This window comes from Flavobacterium okayamense (assembly GCF_019702945.1).
In the GTDB taxonomy this organism is placed as follows: Bacteria; Bacteroidota; Bacteroidia; order Flavobacteriales; family Flavobacteriaceae; genus Flavobacterium; species Flavobacterium okayamense.
Map to the genome: position 1 here is coordinate 837,771 of NZ_AP024749.1, position 26,715 is coordinate 864,485.

Sequence of the window (26,715 nt, forward strand, 5' to 3'; positions counted from 1 at the left end):
ATAATTAGTTGGTTCTATTTTTGTTGTTAATAACATTTCGATGAATTAATAAAAAAAAGAATTATTTTTACGCAAAATATATATGTTATGAGTTCAGATAAAGATGCCAAATTAAAAGCCCTTCAATTAACGTTAGACAAATTAGACAAAACTTACGGTAAAGGAACTGTAATGAAAATGGGAGATTCTGCCATAGAAGAAGTAGAAACTATTTCTTCAGGCTCTCTAGGATTAGATATTGCTCTTGGAGTAAATGGATATCCAAAAGGTAGAATCATCGAAATTTACGGACCAGAATCGTCAGGTAAAACAACGTTAACCTTACACGCCATTGCTGAAGCTCAAAAAGCCGGTGGAATTGCAGCATTTATTGATGCAGAACACGCTTTTGATCGTTTTTATGCAGAAAAATTAGGAGTTGATATTGATAACTTAATTATTTCTCAGCCTGATAATGGTGAACAAGCCTTAGAAATTGCTGAAAGTTTAATTCGTTCGGGAGCAGTTGACATTGTTGTTATTGACTCGGTTGCTGCCTTAACGCCTAAGAGTGAAATTGAAGGCGACATGGGAGATAGTAAAATGGGATTACATGCTCGTTTAATGTCGCAAGCATTACGTAAGTTAACAGGAACAATACATAAAACAAATTGTACGGTTTTCTTCATCAACCAGCTGCGTGATAAAATTGGTGTAATGTTTGGAAATCCAGAAACAACGACAGGAGGTAATGCTTTAAAATTCTATGCTTCAGTTCGTGTTGATATTCGTAAATCATCTCAAATTAAAGATGGTGACAATGTAATTGGTAACAGAGCAAAAGTAAAAATTGTTAAAAATAAGGTTGCTCCACCTTTTAGAACGGCTGAATTTGACATTATGTATGGAGAAGGCGTTTCTAAAGTGGGAGAAATCCTAGATTTAGCTGTTGATTATGAGATTATAAAGAAAAGTGGATCATGGTTTAGCTATGGAGACACTAAACTAGGTCAAGGTAGAGACGCTGTTAAATCATTGATAAAAGATAATCCAGAATTAATGGATGAACTAGAAGAAAAGATAAAAGAATACCTTAAAGCACAAGCTTAAAATTAAATCCCGAAAATTTTTTCGGGATTTTTTTATTAAATTAACGCAACCTTTTAAAGAAAAACGCATCTTAAAACTGTAAATACCCCGAAGAAATGAAAAAAATATTTTTTTTGTTAAGTTTACTTTTAGTTCTGACATCTTGTAATTTAGATGATGAACCAAAAAACGAATATGTTTTATTGCCTGTAGAGGATGTAGTTATGCCAACTGAATTTAATATTAACGAGGTAAATCCTATTCTTATTAAGTATAGAAGACCAACAACATGTCACCTTTACAATGGACTGTATTACAATGCTGAAGATTACACAAGAACAGTAGCGATTAGTTTTGTAAAACTTAATGAGAATAATTGTTTAGATGCAAGTGAGGAAGGCCCTTATGAGGTTTATTTAAATTTTAAACCAACTGAAATAACAACATATCATTTTAAGTTTTGGTTGGGTGTAAATTCTGATGGACAAGATGAATTTTTAGAATATGATGTAGAAGTAAACTAATATGTAAAGTTTGATACTAGAGCAAATCATAAATGATTGTAAGAAAGGAAATAGAAAGGCACAGGAACAAGTATATAGGCTATTAAGTCCAAAAATATTTGCTGTTTGTCTTAAATACTCTCGTAATTATGAGGAAGCTCAAGATAACTTACAAGAAGGTTTTCTGTTAATTTTTGATAAAATTGAAAAGTTTCAGTTTAAAGGCTCATTTGAAGGTTGGGCAAAAAGGGTAGTGATAAATTATATATTACAACAATACAGAGATAAAAGAATATTTGAGATTGTTTCAGAACAATTACCCGAGAATGATGAAGTAGAAATTGATGATGAAAATATATCTATGGATTTTTTAGTTAGAATTATTCAGGAACTTCCTGATAGATATAGATTAGTTTTCAATTTGTATGTAATTGACGGTTATTCACACAAAGAAATCGCAGAGATGTTAACTATAAATGAAGGCACATCTAAATCAAATTTAGCACGAGCTAAAACTATTTTAAAAGAAAAAATTGAAAGCTATAAAAATAGTTTTGGTTCAAAAGCAAAATAAAGAAGATGAAAGAAAATAAAAAAATTGAACGACTTTTTCAAGAAAAATTTAAGGATTTTGAGGCAATGCCTCCAATTGATGCTTGGGAAAATATTGAAAAACGTTTACAAAATAAGAAAAATAAAAGAAGAGTTATACCTTTTTGGTTGAAGTCTTCGGGAATAGCAGCAGTTTTAATAGTGAGTATTGGACTTTTGTTTAATAAAAATATAAACAAAAACCAAAATACACTTGAATTTAATAATGACAATTCAGTCGTTATTCAAGATAATCATATAGAAGAGAATAAAACTAATTCAATTAATTCTGAATCTAACTCATCTGAATTTGTTAAAGAAGCTAATCCTGAAGGTAATACTACTACTATAATAAGAACGAATGAAGTAGTTACTGATAACAACACAAACTCAAAAATTAAGGAATTGTCCTCTGGAAATCAAAAGATTAATTCCGATGACAATTTGGTTTTTGGTAGTACTAATTATAAATTGATTGATAAAAAAGCTAACAATAAATCAAATAAATTTAATGAAAATTCAACTGATTTGATTTCTAATTCTAAATCAGAATTTGTTGTTGCCGAAGGAAACAAATCTTCAAAAAACAAGAAAAATAATCTAGATTTTAGGAATACAGAGGTACTTATAGAAAATGAAAAAAATGCGTTATCAGCAAATGTTAAAACTCAAGAAAGCAACAACTCTATTTTTGAAAAGTTATTAGAAGAAAACAATAATAATAGTATTGTTTTAAAATCAGTAGAAAAATTAATTCCTGAGTCTACAAATTCAAATATTGTTGTTGACAACAAATCTAATCAAAATAATGTTGATTTTGCATTAATTGACACATTGAAAATTAAAGAAGTTTTGGCTGTAAATGCTGAAGAAACTGAAGATAGTAATCAAGTTGTTTCTGTCGAAACGGAAAAAGAAAATGAACTTGAAAAATTGCTGAAAGAGAAAGAAGAGGGAAAGAATGCTGATGAAAAAGAAAAAGAGAAGAGAAATAGATGGGTGGTTAGTACAAATGTAGCACCCGTTTATTTCAATTCGTTTTCTGAAGGCTCTCCTTTAGATGATGAGTTTGAATCAAGTGATAAATCCTATCAAACATCAATAAGTTATGGTGTAGGTGCTGAATATAATTTGAGTAAAAAATTCTCACTAAGATCAGGTTTAAATACTTTTAATTTAAGTTATAATGTTAACGATGTAGTTTTTTATCAAGATGTTAATGCAAAACAACTTAAAAATGTTGAAACGAATGAGGCTGGAAGAATGATAAGTGTTCAAAGTGAAGCTAAAAATGACATTGATGCTGTTACCCTTTCGGGAGATATTGTGTCTAAATATAATGGAGAATTAAATCAGCAATTGAAGTACATTGAAGTTCCATTAGAATTAAGTTATAAAGTAGTAGATAGTAAATTCGGAATAAATGTAATAGGAGGGATGAGTACTCTTTTTCTTCAAGATAATTCAGTCTCTTTAAAATCAAATGGGATTGAAATGGAGATTGGAGAAGCAAAAAATTTAAACAATGTACATTTCAGTGGAAATGTTGGTTTAGGTTTTAGATATACTTTTTGGAAATCTTTTAACGCAAACTTCCAACCTATGTTAAAATATCAGTTTAATACTTTTAGCGAAAGTTCAGGCAACTTTAAGCCATATATAGTTGGTCTTTACACAGGATTAAGTTTTAATTTTTAATTCTTATGTAAGTTTAAATTTTAGTTAAGTTGTTTCATTACTTGAAAAAGGTGAAACTGAAAAAGTCCCACTTTAGTGGGACTTTTTTAATATTTTAAATCATTTAAAATTATAGTTTTAGCTTGATCTTTTATTTGTTGTTTATGCTCTAATGTATAGCCTTCTGTTTGTATTGGAGCATGAACTTTAACTCTCATTCTTCCTGGTCTTCCACTAAAAAATCGGAAAGGAAATCGTTTTTTATTGTCAATAAAACTCATTGGAATAATAGGGATTTGATGTTCAATTGCTAAACGAAAAGCGCCATCTTTAAATTCATCTAAAATTATACTTTCATCATCAGGAACACCACCTTCAGGAAAAATACAAATACTAAGGCCTTGTTGCAAGCGCTTCTGAGCTCTTTCAAAAACTTGATATCTACTTTTACTACTACTTCTATCTACCATTATACAAACTCTCTTATAGAAGAAACCAAAAATTGGAAATTTAGACAACTCTTTTTTACCAACAAAAACAAACGGATTATGTTTTACAACTATTAACATTAACATAATATCTGTCATAGAAGTATGATTGGCAATTAACATATAACTTTTCCCTTTTTCTAAAGGTTGCTCAAATTCAATTTTGTAATAAAAGCCCATTCCCCATAAAACAAATTTACCCCAAGATCTAGCTACTTTAAAAAATTGAGGATAAGTACTTTCTGAACTCACTAAAATTAATAAAACAGGAAACATAACGATTATAGGAATCATCACCAAGATGTAAAACCAAATACGCCAAACAATCCAAAATAAATATTTCATCCAATTATGTTTAGTAATCCAAAAGTAAACAAAATTAAATTATCGTTTTTCTGAAAGCAAAATCTTATTTTTGCAAAAATATTTATAGAAATGGCAAAAATACTTACAGGAATTCAGAGTACGGGAACACCGCATTTAGGAAACTTATTGGGGGCAATTTTACCAGCTATTGAAATGACTAAAAACCCGAGTAATGAATCATTTTTATTCATTGCCGATTTACATTCAATTACTCAAATTAAAAATGGTGAATCGCTAAGAGCGAATACTTATAGTGTTGCTGCAACTTGGCTAGCGTGTGGTTTAGATACAGAAAAAGTGATTTTTTACCGCCAAAGTGATGTGCCTCAAGTAACTGAATTGTCTTGGTATTTAAGTTGTTTTTTTCCATTTCAGCGCCTAACTTTAGCACATTCGTTTAAAGATAAAGCTGATCGTTTAGATGATGTAAATGCTGGATTGTTTACGTATCCAATGTTAATGGCGGCCGATATTTTATTATATGATGCTGAATTTGTTCCTGTTGGGAAAGATCAATTACAACATTTAGAAATTACACGTGATGTAGCTTCTCGATTCAATCATCAAATGGGAGAAACGTTTGTGTTGCCTGATGCTAAAATCGATGAAAATGTGATGATTATTCCAGGTACTGATGGTGAGAAAATGAGTAAGTCTCGCAATAATTATATCAACATTTTTGAAGACGATAAAAAGTTACGCAAGCAAATCATGGCTATTCAAACAGATAGTACGCCACTTGAAGAACCTAAAAACCCTGATACTTGTAATTGCTTTGCATTATACCGATTATTGGCTTCGCCTGAACAAGTTGCTGAAATGAGAACTAATTATTTAGCTGGCGGTTATGGTTACGGTCATGCGAAACAAGCTTTATATGAGTTAATTTTAGAGCGTTTTGCAACGGAAAGAGAAAAATATAATTACTATATGAATAATCTTGAAGAATTAGATGAATTGCTTCAAGAAGGCGCTTCAAAAGCAAGTAAAATTGCAAATGGCGTTTTAGAACGTGTTCGTGTAAAATTAGGATATTAAAAAGTAAAAGGAACTCAATTGAGTTCCTTTTTTTATATAATTTCAAAAATCTTTCCAGGTAAAGGTCTTATTATTCCTTTGAGTTCCATGTTGAGTAAAATGCCCGAAAGTTTAAATATTGGAATATCGCATTCAATTGAAATAATGTCAAGTAGTTCTTTTCCATTTTGAAGAAAATTATAGATTTTTTGTTCGTTTTCATCAAGTGAAACAAATAACTGTTTTTGAATAGTTTTCGATTCTTTTTTCTTGACTTCCCAATTCAAATGATATACTAAATCAGCTGCTGATGTAATTAATTGGGCGCGTTGTGTTTTGATGAGGTTGTTACAACCTTGACTCAATTTATCATTGCTCCTTCCCGGTAAGGCAAAAACTTCCCGATTGTAATCGTTGGCTAAATTAGCTGTAATTAAGGAACCACCTTTTTCTGCACTTTCAATTACAATAGTAGCTTCACTCATCCCAGCTACAATACGATTGCGTTTCACAAAATTTTCCCTGTCAGGTTTTGAATGTGTCCAAAATTCGGTCAAGAAACCACCGTTTTGTTCCATTTTAGCCATATACTTTTTATGGTTTTTAGGATATATTTGGTTTAATCCATGTGCTAAAACACCTATTGTTTGTAAGTTGTTTTCTATAGCTGCTTGATGTGAAACAATATCAACTCCATAAGCAAAACCACTTACTATTATTGGATTTAAAGGAGCTAATTCTTCAATAAAATTTTTAGTAAATTCGGTTCCGTATGTAGTAATGTTTCGTGTACCAACAATACTAATTATTTTAGGATTTGATAAATCAATTATTCCTGATTGGAAAAGTAAAACAGGCGCATCAATACAATGTTTCAAACGTTCGGGATAATTCTCGTTTTGAAAATACAAAGAAGTTATATTTTCTTTTTCTAGAAAATCGAGTTCTGTTTCAGCAAGATTAAAAATAGTTGGATTTTTTAAGTTAGAAAGAATAGATTTACCTATTCCATCAATCTTAGCTAAATCAGTTTTTTTAGCTTTGAAAATTTCTTCAGCTGAACCAAAGTTTTTGAGTAGTTTTTTGGCAATAACATCACCTATTCCTTCCACTTGCAACAAAGCGAGTGTGAAGAACAAATCGTTCTTTTGCATGGCGTATAATAATTATTTGGCGTATAAATTTCTAAAACAAATGTACACTTTCTTTTGAAAAACTCAAATAGAAAATCGTATCAGATGATTTATTCTTCGTCTTTAGAGTATCCTAAACCTTTAGCTCGTTTTTCCCAGTTTTTACGAGCCAATTGTTGTAAATCTTCAACAGAGTCACTTTCATCCATAATTTCAAGACCTAGAAGCGTTTCTATTACATCTTCTTGTGTAACTAATCCGTTAAATGAACCATATTCATCAACAATAATGGCCATGTGATTCTTGGTTTGAATAAGTTGTTCAAATAAAATTGGAATAGGTTGTGATCGTTTTGAAAGTAAAATAGGTCTTTTAATGGTTTCCAGTTTTTCTTTACCTGTACCTGTAATAATTGCATTTAAGATATCTGTTCGTAAAACAATACCAATAATATTGTCTTGATTTTCGGAATAGATAGGAATTCTAGAATACCGAATATTTTTATTTTCACTATAAAAGTCTTGAATTGTTGAATTGGCGTCTGCGATTTTAACAACTGTCCTAGGTGTCATAATTTCTTTTGCTAAAACTTGATCTAAAGACAAAAGATTTTTTAAAATTATAGATTCTGAAGTTTTAAAAACACCTTCTTTTTCTGCAATGGTTGCCATGGTGTTGAAATCTTCCTTACTAACCATAGTAGTATGTGCCGAACCGCCAATTAATTTTGTAGTTAATTGAAGCAACCAAAGTATTCCGGTTATTTTTAACGGGAAAATTAAAATTTGTAAAGTTCTTGTAGTAAAAGGTGCTAATTGTTTCCAAAATTTTGCACCAATTGTTTTAGGAATAATTTCGGAAAGAATTAAAATTAAAAATGTCATTATTGAAGAAACGATGGCAACGGCATTATTACCATCTCCAAAAGCTTTTTCAGCCTGAACACCAACTAGTATTGCACCTACAGTATGTGCAACAGTATTCAACGTTAAAATAGTGATTAACGGCTTGTCAATATCTGACTTTAATTCTTCCAGTTGTGATGCAAAAATTCTTCCTTCTTGTTTTTTTACGTTTAAGAAAGTAGGAGTAACACTAAGCAAAACAGCTTCTAGTATTGAGCATAGAAATGAAAAGAAAATTGAAACTGTGGCGTATAAAATTAAAAGTGTCATTTAGAATTAATTAGCTAAGAACTAAAATACTCAATTTTCAAATTATTTCAAAAGCTTAACGATATCTTTCGCAAAATAACTAGCAATAATATCTGCTCCTGCTCTTTTAAATGCTGTAGTTTGTTCGAGCATGATAGCATCGTGATCAAGCCAACCTTTTTCGGCAGCAGCTTTAATCATGGCATATTCGCCAGATACTTGATAAACTGCAACAGGAACATCAACGGCATCTTTGATTTCGCGAAGGATGTCTAAATAAGAAATGCCGGGTTTTACCATTACAATGTCGGCACCTTCATTAATATCCATTTCCGTTTCACGAATGGCTTCAAAACGATTATGATAGTCCATTTGATATGTTTTCTTGTCTTTAGGGATATCAATTAAATCAACTGGAGCAGAATCTAAAGCATCACGGAACGGGCCATAATGTGCCGAAGCATATTTAGCGCTATAACTCATTATGCCTGTGTTGTAAAATCCTTCGTCTTCTAATAATTCGCGAATTGCTGAAATACGTCCATCCATCATATCACTTGGGGCAACAAAATCAGCACCAGCTTGTGCATGAGATAAGGCCATTTCAGCTAAAACAGCTGAAGTTTCATCGTTTAAAATTTGTCCGTTTCCAATAATTCCATCATGTCCAAAAGAAGAATAAGGATCTAATGCCACATCAGTCATAACAATCATTTCTGGAACAGCATTTTTTATCACTTTTACAGCGCGTTGCATTAATCCATTTGGATTTAGCGCTTCCGTGCCTTTATTGTCTTTTAAATTATCGGGAACTTTTACAAATACTAAAACTGATTTTAAACCCATTGCCCAAAGTTCTTTTACTTCTTTTTCTAGTAAATCTAAACTGTATCTAAAGTAATTTGGCATGGATGGAATTTCTTCTTTTACCCCTTTTCCTTCCACTACAAAAAGTGGCACTAAAAAATCATTTGGTGTTAAAACAGTTTCACGAACTAATGAACGAATGCTTTCGTTTGTTCTTAATCTTCTATTTCTTCGTAATGGGAACATTTTGAGTTATATTTGAAGCAAAGTTAAAAAATATAAGGGTAGTCTATGCCATTTAAAGAGCTAAAGTTTTGTTACAATTGGAGAAACTATCAGAAAATATTTCTAGATAATTTTGAAAAACATATTGATGATAACCACTTACATGTAATTGCTCCTCCAGGATCAGGGAAAACTATTTTAGGAATTGAAGTTATGCGTAGATTAAATAAAAAAACTTTAATCTTAGCACCAACACTTACCATTAAAAATCAATGGTTTGATAGATTAAAAGGGTTTTTTGATGAAAATAATAAATTTAATTCCATATCATTTGATATTAAATCACCTTCCGATGTAATTTTAGAAACATACCAAGGGTTACATTCATTTTATAAAAAATCAAAAGCTAAAGAAGATTATTTTAATTTTTTTCTTGAGAATAATATTCAAGTTATAATTTTAGATGAAGCGCATCACTTAAAAAATGAATGGTGGAAATGTTTGTATGAATTAAAGGAGTTACATAAACAAACTATAGTAGCTTTAACCGCAACGCCTCCCTATGATAGTGAGGCTATTGAAGTTAACAAATATTTTAAATTATGCGGCGATATTGATGACGAAATTGTTGTGCCAGATTTAGTAAAAGAAGGAGATTTATGTCCTCACCAAGATTTTATATACTTTTCTAAACCAAGCGATGTTGAAATAAATCACATTACTAATTATAGGTTAAAAATTTCAAAATTTATAGATTCTCTTGAAATAAACGATGGCTTAATAGGGTTTGTACAAAATCATAGATTTATAAAAAAAACAAGCTTATATTCAAATGATATTTATACTAATCCAGAATATTTTTCTTCACTTTTAATTTTTCTAAATCATTGCAAGAAAGAAGTCCCAAAGTCTCTTTTTCTTACTTTAGGTTTTGATGATAAAGAAGAATTTGAAATTCCTAGTTTTGACATAAAATGGGCTCAAGTTTTTTTGCAAAATATTTTAGTTAATGATAGAAAAAATTTAGAAGAAGATGAAGTTTTATTAGAAAGTTTAGAACAAAATTTAAAACGCGTTCATGGTTTTGAAAACAATCAAGTAGATTTTGTTGGTTCTAAGTCTTTATATCGCTATTTATCAAATAGTGTTAATAAACTGGAAAGCATAACGTCAATTTTAAAATTTGAACAAGAATGTTTACAAGACAATCTAAGAGCGGTTGTTTTAACAGATTATATTAAAAAGGAGTTTTTAGAATTAGAGAATAATAATATATCTGAAATTAATAAAATAGGAGTTGTACCAATTTTTCATTTTCTAAAAAGAAATATTCCGAAACAAGATATAGCTATTCTTACTGGTTCTCTTGTTGTTATTCATAAATCATTGAAAGAGCATCTTGAAAAAGATTTATCCGTAACATTTTCATCCATTAATTTTGAAGACGATTTTATAAAAGTTAATGAGAAATCAACATCAAATGAATTGGTAAATTACATTACAACCCTTTTTGAAAAAGGTAAGGTTAAAGTATTAATTGGAACTAAATCTTTGTTAGGAGAAGGTTGGGACGCTCCATCTATAAATACTTTAATTTTAGCTTCATTTGTTGGTTCATTTGTTTCATCAAACCAAATGCGAGGAAGAGCAATTAGAACGCAAAAAAATAATTTAGAAAAAACAGGTAATATTTGGCATTTAGTGTCTTTAGACCCGACGGATGAATCAGGAGGAAAAGACATTGAAACGCTTTCAAAAAGATTTAATTCCTATGTGGGAATATCAAATCAAAAACCAATATATATTGAAAGCGGGATTGATCGTTTACATTTACCATCAAATTTTAAAGACTTAGATATAGATGAATTTAATAAAGAAGTTTTTGAAATTGCTGGAAAAAGAAATGACCTAAAAGAAGATTGGAATAAAGCTATTTTGAGAGGTAGTTCTTTAACAAGAGAAATTAAACAATATTACCCCGGAAACTCACCCTTTAAATTTGAAAAGAAAAGAAGGTTTAAAGATGCTGTTAGAAACTCAACTATAGAACTAACAATAGGATTATCTCTTTTTTTGCCTCAATTCTTACTTAAAAACTTAAATGTTTTGCTAACAAAAGGTTTTCTGTTTTTCATTTATTCACTTTTAACTAGTTTAGGATTAACTTTTGGTTATAAATCATACAAAGCAATAAAGTCCTATATTCAATTCGGCTATTTACATAAAGACTTAGAAAAAATTAGTAAAGCGCTTTTAGATGCTATGTTAGAAAAGGAATACATACTTACTAAAAGAAATGAAATTGAATTAAGTACATTTTTAAATTCAGAAGGAGATGTTATTACTTCTATAAAAGGAGTTTCTAATTATGAAAGCACCATATTTATTAATGCACTTGAAGAATTAATTCTTCCAATTCAAAATCCAAGATATCTCTTAATCAAAACGAATGTTTTTAGAAAACAATTTAATGTAGAAAACTATTATTCTGTTCCTGAAATTTTTGGTGACAAAAAAGAAAATTGTTTGGTTTTTGAAAAGAACTGGAAAAGGTGGGTTGGTGATTCTAAAATAATTTTCACAAGAAATATCCATGGAAGAAAAGAGCTTTTAAAAGCTAGACTGTTTCATGTTAGTAATAGTGAAGAAAAAACCACAAAAAAAGCTGTAATTTGGAATTAATTACAGCTTTAGTTTATATAAATCAAACCCAATCAATCGGCTTTTCTAATATTTTAATCAATTTTTCTTCTTCACTTCCCGCTTTGGGTTGATGATTGTAAACCCATTGCACATGTGGTGGTAAACTCATCAAAATACTTTCAATTCTTCCATTAGTTTTTAATCCGAATAAAGTTCCTTTGTCGTGAACTAAATTGAATTCAACATAACGACCTCGACGAATTTCTTGCCATGTTCTGTTCGCTTCATTATAAGGTAAATCCTTTCTTCTTTCTACAATAGGAACGTAAGCTTGTAAGAAAGAGTTTCCAACTTCGGTAACAAAGTTGTACCAATCTTCCATAGACATTTTTGCTTCGGTTTGCTTCGCCAGTTCACTATTGCTCGTGTCTTTTAAATAATCGAAGAATAATCCACCTATTCCACGTGCTTCATTTCTGTGTGTATTCCAGAAATATTCATCGCATTTCTTTTTATAATTCGGATAAAATTCTGGATTGTGTTTATCGCAAGCGGTTTTACAAGTTTGATGAAAATGTTTGGCATCTTCTTCAAACAAATAGTAAGGCGTTAAATCTTGTCCACCACCAAACCATTGATTGATAATTTTACCCTTTTCATCGTACATTTCAAAGTAACGCCAATTCGCATGAACGGTTGGCACCATTGGGTTTTTAGGATGAATGACTAAACTCAATCCGCAAGCAAAAAAATCTGCTTCTCCTACACCAAACATTTTTTGCATGGTGTCTGGCAATTTCCCATGAACGGCAGAAATGTTTACGCCGCCTTTTTCAAAAACGTTTCCATTTTCAATTACACGTGTTCTTCCGCCACCACCTTCTGGACGTTGCCATAAATCTTCCACGAATTTTGATTTTCCGTCAATGTTTTCTAAACCCTTACAGATTTGATCTTGTAATTGTTGTATGTAGGCGTAAAATTTATTTTTCATGTTCTAATTCATATAATTCCATATCCAATGGAGTTTCATTTGGAGGTGTGTATTCATTTAAAAGTGTTTTTTTCCACTGGAAACCACACTTTTCTGCCACTTTACAACTTCCAACATTTGTTTTATGGGCAATAATTTGAAATTTATTGAACCCTAAAACTTCAAAGCCATATTTTGAGGTTAGTGCAATTGCTTTTGACATCCAACCTTTGTTTTCGTATTCTGAACTAATACAATAGGCAAATTCTCCTTGTTTGATATCCCAATTTATTTCTTTGATAATGATTAAACCAGCAATTTTTGAATTTAAAACATCTTTAATTCCAAAAGTAAATTCTGTTTTTGAAACGTTTTCTTTTCTTTTTTCTTGAATATATTTTAAACTATCATCAAAGGATAAATTTGTTGATAGTGTAATTGGAAAATAGCGTTTAAAGTTATCAAAATTCAAAACCATCATTTCAGATAAACTTTTTGCATCATCTGCTTGTAAAGTGATTATATGAAATGAATCGGTTGTTATCATTATTTTTTATACTCCTTAACCGCTTCAATAAACGCTTTCGCATGATCTACAGGAATGTTTGGTAAAATACCGTGACCAAGGTTTACAATGTAATTGTCTTTTCCGAATTCGTCAATCATTTCATGTACCATTTTTTTGATAATTGGAATTGGTGATAACAAACGACTTGGATCGAAATTACCTTGTAAAGTGATTTTTCCACCGGTTAAATAACGTGCATTTCTAGGAGAACATGTCCAGTCAACTCCCAATGCAGACGCTTTTGATTTAGCCATATCGCCTAAAGCAAACCAACAGCCTTTTCCGAAAACAATTACTTTGGTTTCATCTGCTAATGCTTCTACAATTTGGTTGATATACTGCCAAGAAAATTCTTGATAATCTGCTGGTGATAGCATTCCACCCCAAGAGTCGAAAATCTGCACAGCATTTACGCCGTGTTTAACTTTCTCTTTTAAGTAAGCAATAGTGGTATCAGTAATTTTTTGTAATAATAAATGAGCTGCAACAGGTTCAGAAAAACAGAAACCTTTTGCTTTATCGTAACTTTTTGATCCTTTTCCTTCAACAGCATAACAAAAAATCGTCCAAGGCGAACCAGCAAAACCTATTAAAGGCACTTCGTTGTTCAATTTCTCTTTCGTCATGTCGATAGCATCCATCACATATCCTAAACTTTCATTAATGTCTGGAATGCGAACTTGCTCCACATCCTTCATAGAACGAATAGGGTTTGGTAGAATTGGTCCGATTCCGTCTTCTAATTCCACATCTATTCCCATAGCTTGTGGAATTACTAGAATGTCTGAAAATAAAATAGCGGCATCGGGTTTTACAATACGAATAGGTTGTACTGTAATTTCCGAAGCTAGCTCAGGCGTTTTACAACGTGTGAAAAAATCGTATTTGTTTTTCAACTCCATGAACTCTGGCAAATATCTTCCGGCTTGGCGCATCATCCAAACGGGTGGACGTTCAACGGTTTCGTTATTTAAGGCTTTTAAAAATAAATCGTTTTTAATCATTTCTTTTGTTTAAAATATTTTATACAAGCTTTTAATACAGCTTCAATTTTATGTTTCTTTGCAATTATTATATTGCTTGTTTTTCCGTTTAATGTTTCTGCAGTTGTGTTACCAATACAAAAACAAGTTTCGTTTTTAATCTCGTTTTCTAGTAAATAACTTTTTATTCCTGATGGACTAAAAAACAGAATACCATCTAGTTTTATGGATATTTTATGTGATTTGAGTTTGGTTTTATAAACAACTATTTCATTTAATTCAACTTGGTTTTCTTTAAGAATATTAGGCAATGTTTCTTTTCTAATATTTCCACAAAAAAAAGTAAATCTTAAATGGTTGAAACTCTCACTAATTTTATTGGCTAAAGTTTCCGCATTTTCAGCTTGAAATATAACTTTAAACCCGTTTTTTTCTAATTGTTTTTTTGTTTTTTCTCCAACACAAAAAGCACTTTTATCTATTAATTCTTTCTTGAATGGGAGAACACTTTTAACAGCATTTTTGCTCGTAAAAATTAAATTTTCTGAAACTTCATTAAGCGAAAAAGGAATTGATTTCGTTTTGATAAAGTTTTTTTCCACAACTAAAAAACCTGAATTTTCAAGTTTAACTTTATTTTTTTCGGTTAATTTTTTAGTGGAAAGAAGTGTGTGCATTATTTACGAATTTCGTGCTCTTCTTGATCTTGACAATAAAATTCAATGTTTTTATTATTTCCATAAACTACTAAAATATCGCCTTCTTCGATAATAGTTTCAGGTAAAGGTCGTCCAATACTTTCCTTCTTAATAGTTTTTTTACCAATCAAATTACGTTTTTCACGTTTTCGAATAATTGTAATTAATGTTAAATGATATTTATCAATAGTATCTAATTCTTGTAAAGTTTTATTATAAAATTCTGGTTTTGCAAGAACTTCAGAGATTGTAAAATTATCATCTAGTTGATAGTTTTCTAAAGTAGATCTAAAATTGATTTGTTTCGTTAAACGATCCGCAGATTCTTGTTCAGGATGTATGATACTATAAATCCCCATTGCTTCTAAAACTGTATCGTGAATAGGAGATAAAGCTCTACTTATAATTTTTACATCACTTAGTTTTTTTATAATAGCAGTAGTTATAATAGCTGCTCCCTCATTTTCACCAATAGCTACAACAACTTTATCTGCATCTTTTAACGGAACAGCTTCATAAGCTAATTCATTTGTAGAATCCATACAAATAGCATGGGAAATTTTATCTTTTACTAGATTTACCTTTTCCATGTTTTTGTCAATTCCAATCACTTCATTTCCAGTTTCTGTCAAACTTAAAGAAAGCGACATGCCGAAATTTCCTAATCCAAAAACAATGACTTTCATATATAAAAAATTAGTTAATCAAAATATTTTCTTTTGGATACTCATAGAATTGATGGTTCATTTGGCGTAATAAACCAATCATTAAGTTGAGCATACCAATTCTACCTATGAACATTACAGCAATTAAGACATATTTGCTAGGCTCACTTAAAGTAGGTGTGAAATTTAAACTTAAACCAACTGTACTATAAGCCGAAAAACATTCAAAAGCAACAGTAATTAATGGAGTTCCTGCAGGCTCAAAAATTAGCAGTGCCATAATAGCAACTCCAATAACTATTAAAGATATGCATAAAATTGCAAAAGCCCTTAATGCAGACTCAGCTGTAATTCTTCTACCAAACAATTGAATTCTGCTTTTTCCTTGAGCAATTGATAAAATATTTAAAGTAGCAATTGCAAACGTGCTCGTTTTAACACCTCCACCTGTAGAGGCAGGTGAAGCACCAATCCACATCAAGAATATTATAAATAATAATGAAGGTAATGTCATTTGGCTAAAGTCTATTGTATTAAATCCTGCAGTTCTCGGCGTAACCGAATTAAAGGCTGAATTTGTTAATTTTCCAAAAAAGGAATCGTGCAATTGAAGAGTATTATTGTATTCTGAAATGAATAGAAAAATCCAACCTCCTATTAATAAAACGATTGTAGTATAAATTACAATTTTTGTATTTAAAGTAATAATTCTAATGTCTTTATGAATTAAACTTTTATCGAGAAATTCAGTAACATAGGTTTTAATATATTGATAAAAGTTGAAAACAATATTATGTCCTAAACCACCGAAAACAACTAGCACCATTATTATCCATTGAAAATAATAATTGAAGCGAATACTTTCATCAAATAAACCTGATGAAAAAATTGAAAATCCAGCGTTACAAAATGATGATATTGAATGGAAAATGGAGAAAAATATTTTATTATCAATTGACGACACATTAGATATCGAAGTATAAATAAAAAGGGCTCCTATTACTTCTACACTTAAAGTAAATATTACCACATTTAAAGCAGCTCTAAAAACGTCTTTTAAGCCTTCGTGAGCAATAAAGTCTTTTGTGTTTAATCCTTCTTTAAAACTTGAACTTCCTCTAAAGAAAAAGGCGAAGAATGAAGTAAAGGTTAATATACCAATTCCACCCAATTGAATTAATACAAGAATTATTGATTGCCCCATAAAAGTGAAGTCGTTTGCAGTGTCTACTACGGCTAAACCAGTAACACAAACAGCACTTGTTGAGGTAAATAATGCATTTGTAAATGTTATTCCATTTGTGGTTGCACTGGGGAGCATTAATAAAAATGCACCAGCAATGTCTAATATTATAAAACTTCCAACAAATACAATGGCAGGATTAAAATATACATCGTAAACGTGTCTAACTAACGTTAATAATCTAAGTAAGAAATAGAAAATTAATCCACCCTCAAGAATAGGTTTTATTTTTTGTAAAATATAATCTAAACTAAAATCATTATGATAAAAAGCATCTATACCTGATGCAATTAAAAGTGAAGTTAACAAAACAATATTTACAAGGGCAACTTTAATGTTACTCTTGTATTTGTATTTGTAATATTTAAAAATGTTGAATCCTAACAACCCAAACGTTAGAATGAATAAACCAATTACGTGTGGAGTATTGAAGTTTTCTTTGAAATCATATCCAAAATCGAAAACAATGAAGAGAAGTACAATTAAATCGAAAAACCGATAAATATAATTGAGTAAGGATTCTCGTTCCATTTGAGCGTGGTTTATTTTACCTTTAACGTTTTACGCAATTCTACCATTAATTCGTTTCCTCCGCTAGTTAGAATTTCATTTGCGCAAAGTTTTCCAAAAGTTTTATAATTATCAAAAGTACAACTTTTTTCAATACTAAACTTTTGTTTACCGTCTAAAGAAAATAAAACTCCTTGAAAATGAATTTCTTCGTCTTTAAATTGTGCAAGAGCACCAATTGGAGCAGTACAACCACCTTCTAAAGTTCTTAAAAATTGGCGCTCTATAAAAGTACAAATTTCAGATTCTTTATGATTTAATTTTGCAACAGCTTCTTTACAAAAAGTATCGCTTTCCATTGCTACAACTAGCATAGCGCCTTGAGCTGGTGCTGGAACCATCCAATCTAATTCAATAAATGTATCAGGTTTTAAATTAATTCGCTCTAAACCAGCTGCAGCAAAAATGGCTCCGTCCCAATTATTATCTTGTAGTTTTTTTAAACGAGAATTTACATTTCCCCTTAAATCAACTACGTTGTGTTTAGGATATTTGTTTAACCATTGTGCTTTTCTGCGAAGACTTCCTGTTGCGATTGTTCCTTCAGAAATTAAAAAATCTGTATTGCCTTTATGAACTAAGATGTCAAAAACAGTTGCACGTTCTAAAACAGCGCCTTGAACTATTCCTTTTGGTAAAAGAGTAGGAACATCTTTCATAGAATGAACAACAATATCTACATCGCCGTTTAACATGGCAATGTCTAGTGTTTTTGTAAAAATTCCAGTGATTCCAAGTTCATAAAGAGGTTTGTCTAGAATAATGTCTCCTTGTGATTTAACAGCTGTGATTACAGTTTTATATCCTAAGTCGTTAAGTTTTTTTTCAACTGTTTTGGCTTGCCAAAGCGCCAATTCACTATCGCGAGTTCCTATGCGTATTGTTTTCAAAATCTTTTTATTCGTTTAATTGAAAAACTTTTTCAATCCATTCTATGCTTTCATCTACAGATGTATCATCTTGTTTAAGGTGATTTGCAAAGTGGGTTGTAATTTTCTGAATGATTCTATTACTAATAATTTCAGCTTGTTCTTCGTTGAAGTTGTTCAATTTTTTTCTTTGATAATTTAGTTCAGCTTGTTTTATGTTTGCCAGTTTTTCTTTTAGAGAATGTATGGTTGGAGCAAATTTTCTCGCTTTTGTCCATGTCAGAAACTCTTCTATTATTTCTTCAATTATGTATTCCGCTGCTGGTATGTGCTCTTTTCTTTTTTCTAAAGTTTCATCTGTAATTTGAGAAAGATGATCCATGTGCACTAAAGTAACTCCTTCAACTTTTTTAACGTTTTCATCTACATTTTTAGGTATTGATAAATCTAGAATTAAAAGTGGTTTTTTTGGATTTAAAAGAGAAGCATCTATCGTAGGGTTTTGAGCGCCAGTAGCAACAATAAGTACGTCTGCACTTTGAATTTCTTCTTGAAGCTGCGAATATTCTTTAACAATTAAATGAAATTTACCTGCAATTTTTTCAGCTTTTTCTTTAGTTCTATTAATAAGAACAATATGGTCGTTTTTAGAATGCTTTACAAGGTTTTCACAAGTGTTACGTCCAATTTTTCCAATTCCGAAAAGCACTAATTTTTTCTCACCAATATTTTCAATGGTGTTCATAATGTATTGAACAGCAGCGAAAGAAACAGAAGTAGCACCAGAGCTAATTTCAGTTTCGTTTTTTACACGTTTACTTGCTTGTATTACTGCGTTAACTAATCTTTCAGTGTAAGCATTAGACAACTCCTTTTTTTTGCTTTCAACGAAGCCTTGTTTAATTTGTGAAATAATTTCAAAGTCACCTAAAATTTGACTATCTAAACCTGTTCCTACTTTAAATAGGTGTTCAATTGCTTCTTTGTTTTTATATATATAGGCATAGTTTTGAAAATCTTCCACTGTTCCTAAACTATTATCACAAAGAAGTTTAATTAATTGGAATGGATGTTGTGCAAAACCGTAAATTTCAGTTCGATTACATGTAGAAATTGAAAAAAGACTTTCAATTCCTTCTTCTTTAGCTTGATTTAGCAAATTGTTTTTGCCATTATCATCTAAACTAAACTTACCTCTTATTTCAGCATCAGCTTTTTTATAGCTCAATCCTACTACATAAAATGTAAGTTGTTTGCCATGTAATATGTTTTCCATATTGCTTACCTAATTTCAAAACAAAAGTAAATCTAACAAATTTATAAAAACAACGCTAAAAGTACTTTTTGTGTCGCTAGAAGTTATTTTAATTTAAATAGTACTAGTATTTCCTTAATTATCATAAATTTGTAGTAATTGAGATTACTATTTATTAATTAATATAGATTGATTCTAAATAAAAATCTTTACAGTTCATTTTTACTTTAATAAAAAAATATCGCTATGAGTTCTATAGATGAAATAAAAATTGAAAATGATTTTACTTTATATAAATTTCAAAATAATGAAAATGAAAGTGTTTTAATAAAACAAATTGTAAATCAGGGTTTGTTGCAGTTTCACTTTGGTATAAAAGGAAAAGGTAAATTTGTTTTTAATGAAGGAAGTTATGCTTTAGAATTAAACGAAGAAAAATCTTTTTTGTTTTATAACCCTCAAAAAGAATTGCCAATTAATTTAGAATTAAAGCCTAAAAGTTGGGTTATTTCTGTTGTCATTTCTATTAAAAAATTTCACAGCTTATTTTCTAATGAGGCTGAAATTATTCCTTTCTTAAGCAAGGATAATATTGATAAAAAGTACTACAAAGAAGATGATATTTCTCCATCTATGGCAATTGTGTTAAATCAGCTATTGCATTATAATTTAAGTCCTTCAATTAAAAAACTCTATTATAAAGGGAAAGCTTATGAATTACTAAGCTTATATTTTAATAGATCTGAAGATCCAAATGCTGAGCAATGTCCTTTTTTAATCGATGAGGAAAATGTTTTAAAAATAAGAAAAGCAAAGGATATTATTTTATCTAAGATGTCTGAACCGCCTACATTACAAGAGTTGGCAGATATGGTAGGAATTTCTTTAAAAAAATTAAAAGAAGGATTTAAAGAAATATATGGAGATACAGTTTTTGGTTTTCTATTAGATTATAAACTTGAATATGCTCGTCAATTATTAGATAGTGGTTCTTTTAATGTGAATGAAGTTGGTTTAAAAATTGGATATAGTACATCAAGTCATTTTATATCCGCTTTCAAGAAGAAGTTTGGGGTAACTCCAAAAAAATATTTACAAAATTTAAACAATTAAAAAAAGCTCCATTTGGAGCTTTTTTTATAATTTTTTATAATAATTAGTTGTAATAATGTGCAACAATAATAACTTCATCATCACCAGGGCCAATTTGCATTTTTACTGCACCAGTTCCTGCAGTGTTTGCAACGAATAAAATTCCTGAAAACATTGGACTATAAGTGCCTGGGCCTAATTTAACATAATCATGTCCCGTAGCATAAAAAACTTTATCAAATCCTTCTGTTCCACCAGCGCCACTTGAGCTTCCGTTTGTGTAGAAATTTCCACTATATCCTAAAGCACCAGGGTTCCCTGCAAAATCGATAGGATTTCCATCATAATCTGTTGTAACGATTGCACCTGTATGACTTCCGCTTCTTAAGTATACATAGAACTGGGCAGTTCTAGCATGGAAATCATCAATAGGATTACCACTTTTATATATGTTATATGATATTGAATAATTAATTTCAACAATTGCAGGTCTTGTTAAAGTAAAAGTTGAATTTCCAGGGCCAATTACTCTTGGCCATCCAGCCTGTGAATATCCAGTACCCACACCTGTTTGGTTAATTTGATTCGAGTCTGCACCACCTGTATCTAAAGGATCTTCCAAATAATTAGCAGGATTAAATAATACACCAATATCAGCAGGTACATTTGCTAATACTAAATCTCCATCAGGATCTGCATAAACCCTTGAGTTTTGTTTATCTCCTAAGTTTAAAGGGTTATTAGTTTCGTTTAGACCTTCAATACGAATAGTTGAAGTAGGTCCAGCAACATGAAGTTCTTCTGTAGGGGTGTTTGTGTTTACGCCTACTTGAGAAAAACCTAATGCGCCAATCAAAATATATGTTAATGATAATATTTTTTTCATAATCAGAAAATTAATTGTAAAGACGAATTTTTAAATAATCAGAAGAACCTCCAAAACCTACATAAGTGTTTAAATTAGTTCCATCATGTGTCTCGCCAAAAAATACTAGTGAGTGGTTTCCAGCTGGAATGTTACCATAACCAACACCATGAATAAAAGCATAACCTACTGAACCCTGTCCAAAGGAGGTGTAAGCCTCACCATGTAAACCATAAACTTTTGATAGTTCCGTAGCATCTAAACCATCACTGTTTAAATCAATATAAAAGTAACAACGTACACTTTTTGCAGAAATATCAGTAAAAGTTGATGCTGCTGGAGCGGGTAAAAGTTCGTCAGATAAATCAATTGTCATGGCATAACGTACCTCAATTAGCGCATCTTGCGGACTTGTAAATGGCACAGAAACAATTTGTGCAGTAGCTGAAGTAATTGTGTTATCATTTGCAACAACAGTTCCGTCGCCATAAGGTCCATTAGGAACAAAGTTTGGAATACTAATTAAGAAATTTAAAGGTTCGTTAGTTCCAGCTCCACCACCAGTTGTCCATCCAGAAGGATTTAAGGTTAAATCTCCATCTCCTGTTACATAAACAGGCGCTAGTTTCAAACCATCATTTAAAACAGGCTCGTTTATATTATTTAAACTTTCAATTCTGATTGTTGAAGTTGGTCCTGCAATATGCAATTCTTGTTGCGGATTTTCAGTTCCAATACCAACTTGTCCAAAAATTATATTGGAAAAAATAAGCGTAGTTATATATAAAGTAATTTTTTTCATAGACTTCTTTATTAGTGTAATTTAAGAAAAACAGCATCAGGTCCACCTGCAAAACGCACAAAAGTTGATCTATTTGCAGATCCAGAACAAACGCTTCCATAGAAACGAAGTGTATGTGTACCCGGTGTTAGAGTTACATAAGTAGTTCCACTATTATAAATGTATCCTGTAGAAGCATTTGGAAGTGATGCCGCACCATTCTCATAGTTATAATTAAAATAACATTTTGAATGAGCTGCATATCTTCTCGTAGTTGGAGTAAGTACAGGAGTGTCTAAAGTGAAAAAATTCGATATATTTCTTGCATAAGGATCACGAATTATATTTAAAAGCAAATCTTGAAAAACCTCAATACTTAAAGAGTATTTTATTTCTAAAATTGTGTTCCTGTCAACGGTGAAATCATAAGAAGTAATTTCAATGACTTCGTATCCATCATTTGCTTGAGCTAGCGTAATCGATACTTCAGAATTAATTGGGTCAGTCGATAAAAACGCATCATTACCATCACTGTTATTGTATGCAGTGGTTTGTAATGTCATATCACCATTATTGTCTACATATAACGGATATGTTTTGTCTAATTCTCCACCATTATAGTTATTGTTGGTAGCATTTAAACCATCAACCCTAATTGTTCCTGTTGAAGAACCTAGATGGAGTGACTGTTGCGGATTATCTTCATTGATTCCCACACCTGAAACTTGAGAAAATGACAACAAAGTAGCAGAGCAGGTTAATAAAAGTAGTAATTTTCTTATCATATATGATGCAGATTAGTGTATTTTTTATGAAAATAAAAAAAAAATTTTAATTCTGCAAAATTAATGCTTTATTTTTAAATAATTACTAATTAGTTGAAATAGTGTGCGATAACTTGCATTTCATCTTTATCTACCCCTAGATACATTTTAACCGCACCTGTAGCATTAGTGTCTCCAACTGCTAGTTGAGCTGCAAACATAGGTGTATAAGTTCCAGGTCCTAAAACAACATAATCAGAAGCAGAGTTTCTATAACTTTTATATTCGCCTTCAGTTTTACTTTCGTTGTTGTAAATTTGACCATTAATTGCAATTAATCCTGCTTGTTCACTACATGTAGATGTAATACACAAAGCTCCACCATTAATAGGATTTCCGAAATAGTCATTTATAACAGCAGGCCCCATATAGTTATCACGTCTAAAATACACACCTGTTTGTACGGTTCTAGCTCTATAGTCATCAATTTTTTTTGTAGCACTAAAGTTCTTACCTACGGTCCAAGAAACGGAATAATTGATTTCAACAACTGCAGGAGCCGTCAATGTAAATGAAGCAGCTATCCCAAGAGTTGGAATTCCAGCTTGACTAAAACCATCTCCTTCACCTGTTTGCAAAATAAGAGAGGTTGGATTAGCTACATCTTGTAAGTAGTTTTCAGAGTCAAAAATTAATTGAACATTATCAGTCATTTCTCCTAAAACTAAATCACCAAATTCATTTACAAAAACTCGTGAAGTAGATTGTTCGCCTAGATTATTTACATTGTTAATTTCATTTAAGCCTTCAACTCGTATTGTTGAAGTGTTTCCTGAAACATGTAATTCTTCTTGAGGATTAGTAGTGTTTATTCCAATATTTTGCGATGTCGCTAATGAAAAGAATAAAACGGTTGGATATATATAAATAAATTTCATAACATTAAAATTTTTAATAAACACGAATTCTTAAATACTCATTTGCGCCACCAAAACCGAAACTAGTAAAAGTATTAGGTGGGTCAGTAACTACTCCATAGAAATAAATAGTATGTGTACCGGGCGGCAAAACAGCATATCCTTGACTATTCATATACGTAAACCCTCTTGTGCCTCCTTTTGCAGTTCCGTAATATTGTCCTTTTCTCCCATATTGATGATTATATTCTGCAGCAGATAAGCCATCGGAGTTTAAATCAAAACAGAAAAAGGTTTCATAGCTTCTTGTTTTTTCGTCAGAAATAAAACTTGCAGTGTAAGGAGGTAAAGTTAAATCTGAACCAGAATACATAACAGACATTGCGTGTTTGATCTCTATCATAGAGGCTACAGGTACTGTAATTGAAACGGTATGTATAAGTTCGGTTACAGATTCAGTGCTTGCGTCACTAGTAATTACTCTCCCTCTGTTTGTAAATGGAGCAGGTAGTCCTTCAATATTGTCGGGTACAAAATTTGAAGAATCAATTAAAAAATTAACAGGTAGATTATTTACGCCATAACCTGGAGCAGTTAGGGTTAAATTCCCTTCGCTGGTTACGTATACAGGAGTTAGATTTCCGGCACCTCTGTTAAGAGGATTGTTAACAACGTCCAGACCTTCAATTCTAATAGTAGAATTTGTTCCGCCAGCAACATGCAGTGTCTGTTGAGGATTCATTGTTCCTATTCCAACTTGACCAAATGAGTTATAGCAACATATAACTCCTATTAAGAAGATGTAGATTTGTTTCATAATATATGGTGTTTGGGGTTAGTAAAGTTTGTACATTAAAGTATCATCTCCTCTTCCGAATTTTACACATGTGGCTAATCCTGTATTTGGAGTACCAGCCTCTAAACCTGATGAAATTTCTCCAAATACTTCAATAGTGTGAGTTCCAGCCGTTGGAATAATCATATAAGAAGAAGACATATTGTAAAACATTCCTGCAACGTTTAATCCTAAAGAGCCACCAGTATAGGATTTAGAAACGTGACAATATTTTCTTGTAGAACCATTCAATCTAAAAAAAGTATTGATTCTTCTTGCCTTTTTATCTTTTAAGGCATCTTCTTCAGTGTTTGCAAAAACCTCAAAACTCAAATTATATTTAATTAAAAGTAAAGATGGCCTGTTTACCGTTACTGTAAAAGATGAAATTTGAATGGTTTGTAGTCCGTCTGCGTCTCCATCTAAGATTACTGCATCAGAATCGTTTATATTAGCAGTAGTAAACGCGTCATATCCATCATTGTTGAAAAGTGTACCATTGTAAAGAGTCATGTCTCCTTGATAATCGACATAAAGTTGGTAAGTGTTGGATGGACCAAGGTTGTAAATGTTGTTGTTGTTGTCTAAACCTTCAACACGGATTGTTCCGTTTGAAGTGCCTAAGTGTAATGTTTGCTGAGGTACATCTTCGTTTATTCCTACACCTGAAACTTGGGCATAAGAATAATTGCAAACAAAAGCACAAAATAGGATTGGTTGGTAGATTTTTTTCATAAGCTAAAAGAATTAGATTATTACTTTTTTTTGGGTAAGACTAAATTAGTAAAAATTTAATACAACAATGTTAAAAGTTATAATAATCACAAATTTTAACATTTAGTATAGAAAAAATGTAAGAAACAATTTATTAACATTAAAAATCATCAAAATTAACGTACAAAAAAAATAGATAGATATTTAGTATTTTTGAAAAAAAAATTGTGAAAAAAGGAGTCTTATTGGTTAATCTTGGTTCGCCAGATAGTACAAGTGTAAAAGATGTTAAAAAATATTTAGACGAGTTCTTAATGGATGAACGCGTAATAGATGTTCCATATTTATTGAGAGCTTTTTTAGTTAAAGGAATAATTTTAAATACACGCCCCAAAAAATCAGCTGCAGCTTATAAAAAAATTTGGTGGGAAGATGGTTCACCACTAATAGTTTTATCTAAGCGTTTACAAGAAAAGGTTCAACAACAAGTTAGTGTTCCAGTAGAATTAGCTATGCGATATGGAAAACCTAGTATTGAATCTGGTTTGCAAGAACTTTATAACAAGGGAATAAAAGAAGTTATGTTACTTCCATTATATCCTCAGTTTGCTATGGCAACAACAGAAACAATCTTGGTTTTGGCTGAAAAAATTAGAATGGAAAAATTTCCGGATATGGAATTTACAATTTTGCCAGCATTTTACAACCAACCAGATTATATTCGAGATTTATCGAATTCAATAAAGAATTCCCTAGAAAATTTCAAAGAAGATTATATTTTATTTTCCTACCATGGAGTTCCAGAGCGTCATATTAAAAAGAGCGATGTTACTAAATCACATTGTAAAATAGATGGAAGTTGTTGTAATACACCTTCAAAAGCTCACGAATTTTGTTATAGACATCAATGTTATGAAACTACAAAGCAAGTTGCCAAATTTTTAGGATTAAAAGAAGACAAATACAGTACGTCATTTCAATCTAGATTAGGAAGGGACCCTTGGTTACAACCTTATACAGATGCAACAATAGATGAATTAGCACAAAAAGGGATTAAGAACTTAGCGGTAGTTACACCTGCATTCGTTTCAGATTGTTTAGAAACTTTAGAAGAAATTGGTATGGAAGCCGCTCATAGTTTTAAAGAGAATGGAGGAGAAAACTTCTTAGCAATTCCATGTTTGAACGATAATGAAGATTGGGTAAAAACATTGAGCCGTTGGATAGATCAATGGGCTTTACAGCAATAAA

26 protein-coding genes are annotated in these 26,715 nt (G+C 31.0%); 8 read left to right on the forward strand and 18 right to left on the reverse strand.

Going from position 1 to position 26,715, the window contains the following annotated elements:
* Positions 1-87: 87 nt before the first annotated feature.
* The 4 genes from recA (at position 88) to KK2020170_RS03850 (ending at position 3,860) form a co-directional block, all read left to right on the forward strand.
* Positions 88-1,089 (forward strand): recombinase RecA, encoded by a 1,002-nt coding sequence (gene recA, locus KK2020170_RS03835; protein WP_221259489.1) that lies wholly within the window; start codon positions 88-90, stop codon positions 1,087-1,089.
* Between the two features lie 95 nt (positions 1,090-1,184).
* A complete protein-coding gene (locus KK2020170_RS03840; RefSeq protein ID WP_221259490.1) occupies positions 1,185-1,592 on the forward strand; it encodes a lipoprotein in 408 nt (135 codons plus the stop codon).
* A gap of 10 nt (positions 1,593-1,602) precedes the next feature.
* Positions 1,603-2,145, forward strand: a complete 543-nt coding sequence (locus tag KK2020170_RS03845) for an RNA polymerase sigma factor (protein ID WP_221259491.1) — start codon at positions 1,603-1,605, stop codon at positions 2,143-2,145.
* A 5-nt stretch (positions 2,146-2,150) separates the two neighbouring features.
* The gene (locus KK2020170_RS03850) at positions 2,151-3,860 is read left to right on the forward strand and encodes a hypothetical protein (RefSeq protein ID WP_221259492.1); all 1,710 of its coding nucleotides are present in this window, start codon (positions 2,151-2,153) and stop codon (positions 3,858-3,860) included.
* An 86-nt stretch (positions 3,861-3,946) separates the two neighbouring features.
* On the opposite strand, the gene KK2020170_RS03855 is transcribed toward KK2020170_RS03850, so the two are convergent.
* The gene (locus tag KK2020170_RS03855; protein ID WP_221259493.1) at positions 3,947-4,672 is read right to left on the reverse strand and encodes a lysophospholipid acyltransferase family protein; all 726 of its coding nucleotides are present in this window, start codon (positions 4,670-4,672) and stop codon (positions 3,947-3,949) included.
* A gap of 90 nt (positions 4,673-4,762) precedes the next feature.
* Here KK2020170_RS03855 and trpS point away from each other — a divergent pair, with 90 nt between their 5' ends.
* Positions 4,763-5,731 (forward strand): tryptophan--tRNA ligase, encoded by a 969-nt coding sequence (trpS, locus tag KK2020170_RS03860; protein ID WP_221259494.1) that lies wholly within the window; start codon positions 4,763-4,765, stop codon positions 5,729-5,731.
* A gap of 32 nt (positions 5,732-5,763) precedes the next feature.
* Here the strand turns inward: trpS and dprA are convergent, their stop codons facing one another.
* The 3 genes from dprA to hemB all read right to left on the reverse strand — a co-directional run bounded on the left by dprA (position 5,764) and on the right by hemB (position 9,050).
* Complete coding sequence (dprA, locus tag KK2020170_RS03865; protein ID WP_221259495.1) at positions 5,764-6,864, reverse strand: DNA-processing protein DprA; 1,101 nt, start codon at positions 6,862-6,864, stop codon at positions 5,764-5,766.
* Positions 6,865-6,953: 89 nt separating this feature from the next.
* Positions 6,954-8,018 carry a CNNM domain-containing protein gene (locus tag KK2020170_RS03870; RefSeq protein ID WP_221259496.1) on the reverse strand — a complete coding sequence of 355 codons (1,065 nt, stop codon included), beginning with the start codon at positions 8,016-8,018 and terminating at the stop codon, positions 6,954-6,956.
* A 42-nt stretch (positions 8,019-8,060) separates the two neighbouring features.
* Positions 8,061-9,050 (reverse strand): porphobilinogen synthase, encoded by a 990-nt coding sequence (gene hemB / locus KK2020170_RS03875; RefSeq protein WP_221259497.1) that lies wholly within the window; start codon positions 9,048-9,050, stop codon positions 8,061-8,063.
* 45 nt (positions 9,051-9,095) lie between these two features.
* Between hemB and KK2020170_RS03880 the strand changes: the two genes are divergently transcribed.
* The gene (locus KK2020170_RS03880; protein ID WP_221259498.1) at positions 9,096-11,711 is read left to right on the forward strand and encodes a DEAD/DEAH box helicase family protein; all 2,616 of its coding nucleotides are present in this window, start codon (positions 9,096-9,098) and stop codon (positions 11,709-11,711) included.
* 22 nt (positions 11,712-11,733) lie between these two features.
* On the opposite strand, the gene hemF is transcribed toward KK2020170_RS03880, so the two are convergent.
* Genes hemF through hemA form a run of 8 tightly spaced genes read right to left on the reverse strand, consistent with a single transcriptional unit; the run spans position 11,734 to position 19,517 of the window.
* Positions 11,734-12,666, reverse strand: a complete 933-nt coding sequence (hemF, locus tag KK2020170_RS03885; protein WP_221259499.1) for an oxygen-dependent coproporphyrinogen oxidase — start codon at positions 12,664-12,666, stop codon at positions 11,734-11,736.
* Positions 12,656-13,192, reverse strand: a complete 537-nt coding sequence (locus tag KK2020170_RS03890) for a GNAT family N-acetyltransferase (protein WP_221259500.1) — start codon at positions 13,190-13,192, stop codon at positions 12,656-12,658. The genes hemF and KK2020170_RS03890 overlap by 11 nt, the downstream gene beginning before the upstream one ends.
* Entirely contained in the window at positions 13,192-14,217 is a 1,026-nt protein-coding gene (hemE, locus tag KK2020170_RS03895; RefSeq protein ID WP_221259501.1) for a uroporphyrinogen decarboxylase, read from the reverse strand. Before hemE ends, KK2020170_RS03890 begins: the two co-directional genes overlap by 1 nt.
* Positions 14,214-14,873, reverse strand: coding sequence for a uroporphyrinogen-III synthase (locus KK2020170_RS03900; RefSeq protein ID WP_221259502.1), 660 nt, complete (start codon positions 14,871-14,873; stop codon positions 14,214-14,216). Before KK2020170_RS03900 ends, hemE begins: the two co-directional genes overlap by 4 nt.
* A complete protein-coding gene (locus KK2020170_RS03905) occupies positions 14,873-15,580 on the reverse strand; it encodes a potassium channel family protein (RefSeq protein WP_221259503.1) in 708 nt (235 codons plus the stop codon). The genes KK2020170_RS03900 and KK2020170_RS03905 overlap by 1 nt, the downstream gene beginning before the upstream one ends.
* Before the next feature lie 10 nt (positions 15,581-15,590).
* Complete coding sequence (locus tag KK2020170_RS03910; protein WP_221259504.1) at positions 15,591-17,333, reverse strand: TrkH family potassium uptake protein; 1,743 nt, start codon at positions 17,331-17,333, stop codon at positions 15,591-15,593.
* 11 nt (positions 17,334-17,344) lie between these two features.
* Positions 17,345-18,265 carry a hydroxymethylbilane synthase gene (gene hemC, locus KK2020170_RS03915; RefSeq protein ID WP_221259985.1) on the reverse strand — a complete coding sequence of 307 codons (921 nt, stop codon included), beginning with the start codon at positions 18,263-18,265 and terminating at the stop codon, positions 17,345-17,347.
* Between the two features lie 4 nt (positions 18,266-18,269).
* A complete protein-coding gene (gene hemA / locus KK2020170_RS03920; RefSeq protein ID WP_221259505.1) occupies positions 18,270-19,517 on the reverse strand; it encodes a glutamyl-tRNA reductase in 1,248 nt (415 codons plus the stop codon).
* Between the two features lie 225 nt (positions 19,518-19,742).
* Here hemA and KK2020170_RS03925 point away from each other — a divergent pair, with 225 nt between their 5' ends.
* The gene (locus tag KK2020170_RS03925; protein ID WP_221259506.1) at positions 19,743-20,609 is read left to right on the forward strand and encodes an AraC family transcriptional regulator; all 867 of its coding nucleotides are present in this window, start codon (positions 19,743-19,745) and stop codon (positions 20,607-20,609) included.
* Positions 20,610-20,652: 43 nt separating this feature from the next.
* Here the strand turns inward: KK2020170_RS03925 and KK2020170_RS03930 are convergent, their stop codons facing one another.
* From KK2020170_RS03930 to KK2020170_RS03955, 6 genes are all read right to left on the reverse strand, one after another.
* On the reverse strand, positions 20,653-21,474 hold the full coding sequence (locus tag KK2020170_RS03930; protein WP_221259507.1) for a hypothetical protein: 822 nt from the start codon (positions 21,472-21,474) through the stop codon (positions 20,653-20,655).
* A 10-nt stretch (positions 21,475-21,484) separates the two neighbouring features.
* Positions 21,485-22,255: a hypothetical protein gene (locus KK2020170_RS03935; protein WP_221259508.1), complete on the reverse strand. Its 771-nt coding sequence runs from the start codon at positions 22,253-22,255 to the stop codon at positions 21,485-21,487.
* A gap of 11 nt (positions 22,256-22,266) precedes the next feature.
* Positions 22,267-23,019, reverse strand: a complete 753-nt coding sequence (locus KK2020170_RS03940; RefSeq protein ID WP_221259509.1) for a hypothetical protein — start codon at positions 23,017-23,019, stop codon at positions 22,267-22,269.
* Between the two features lie 89 nt (positions 23,020-23,108).
* Positions 23,109-23,936, reverse strand: coding sequence for a hypothetical protein (locus KK2020170_RS03945; protein ID WP_221259510.1), 828 nt, complete (start codon positions 23,934-23,936; stop codon positions 23,109-23,111).
* A gap of 13 nt (positions 23,937-23,949) precedes the next feature.
* The gene (locus tag KK2020170_RS03950) at positions 23,950-24,732 is read right to left on the reverse strand and encodes a hypothetical protein (protein WP_221259511.1); all 783 of its coding nucleotides are present in this window, start codon (positions 24,730-24,732) and stop codon (positions 23,950-23,952) included.
* A gap of 18 nt (positions 24,733-24,750) precedes the next feature.
* A complete protein-coding gene (locus KK2020170_RS03955) occupies positions 24,751-25,485 on the reverse strand; it encodes a hypothetical protein (RefSeq protein WP_221259512.1) in 735 nt (244 codons plus the stop codon).
* Positions 25,486-25,691: 206 nt separating this feature from the next.
* Between KK2020170_RS03955 and hemH the strand changes: the two genes are divergently transcribed.
* Positions 25,692-26,714, forward strand: coding sequence for a ferrochelatase (hemH, locus tag KK2020170_RS03960; protein ID WP_221259513.1), 1,023 nt, complete (start codon positions 25,692-25,694; stop codon positions 26,712-26,714).
* Position 26,715 lies beyond the last annotated feature (1 nt).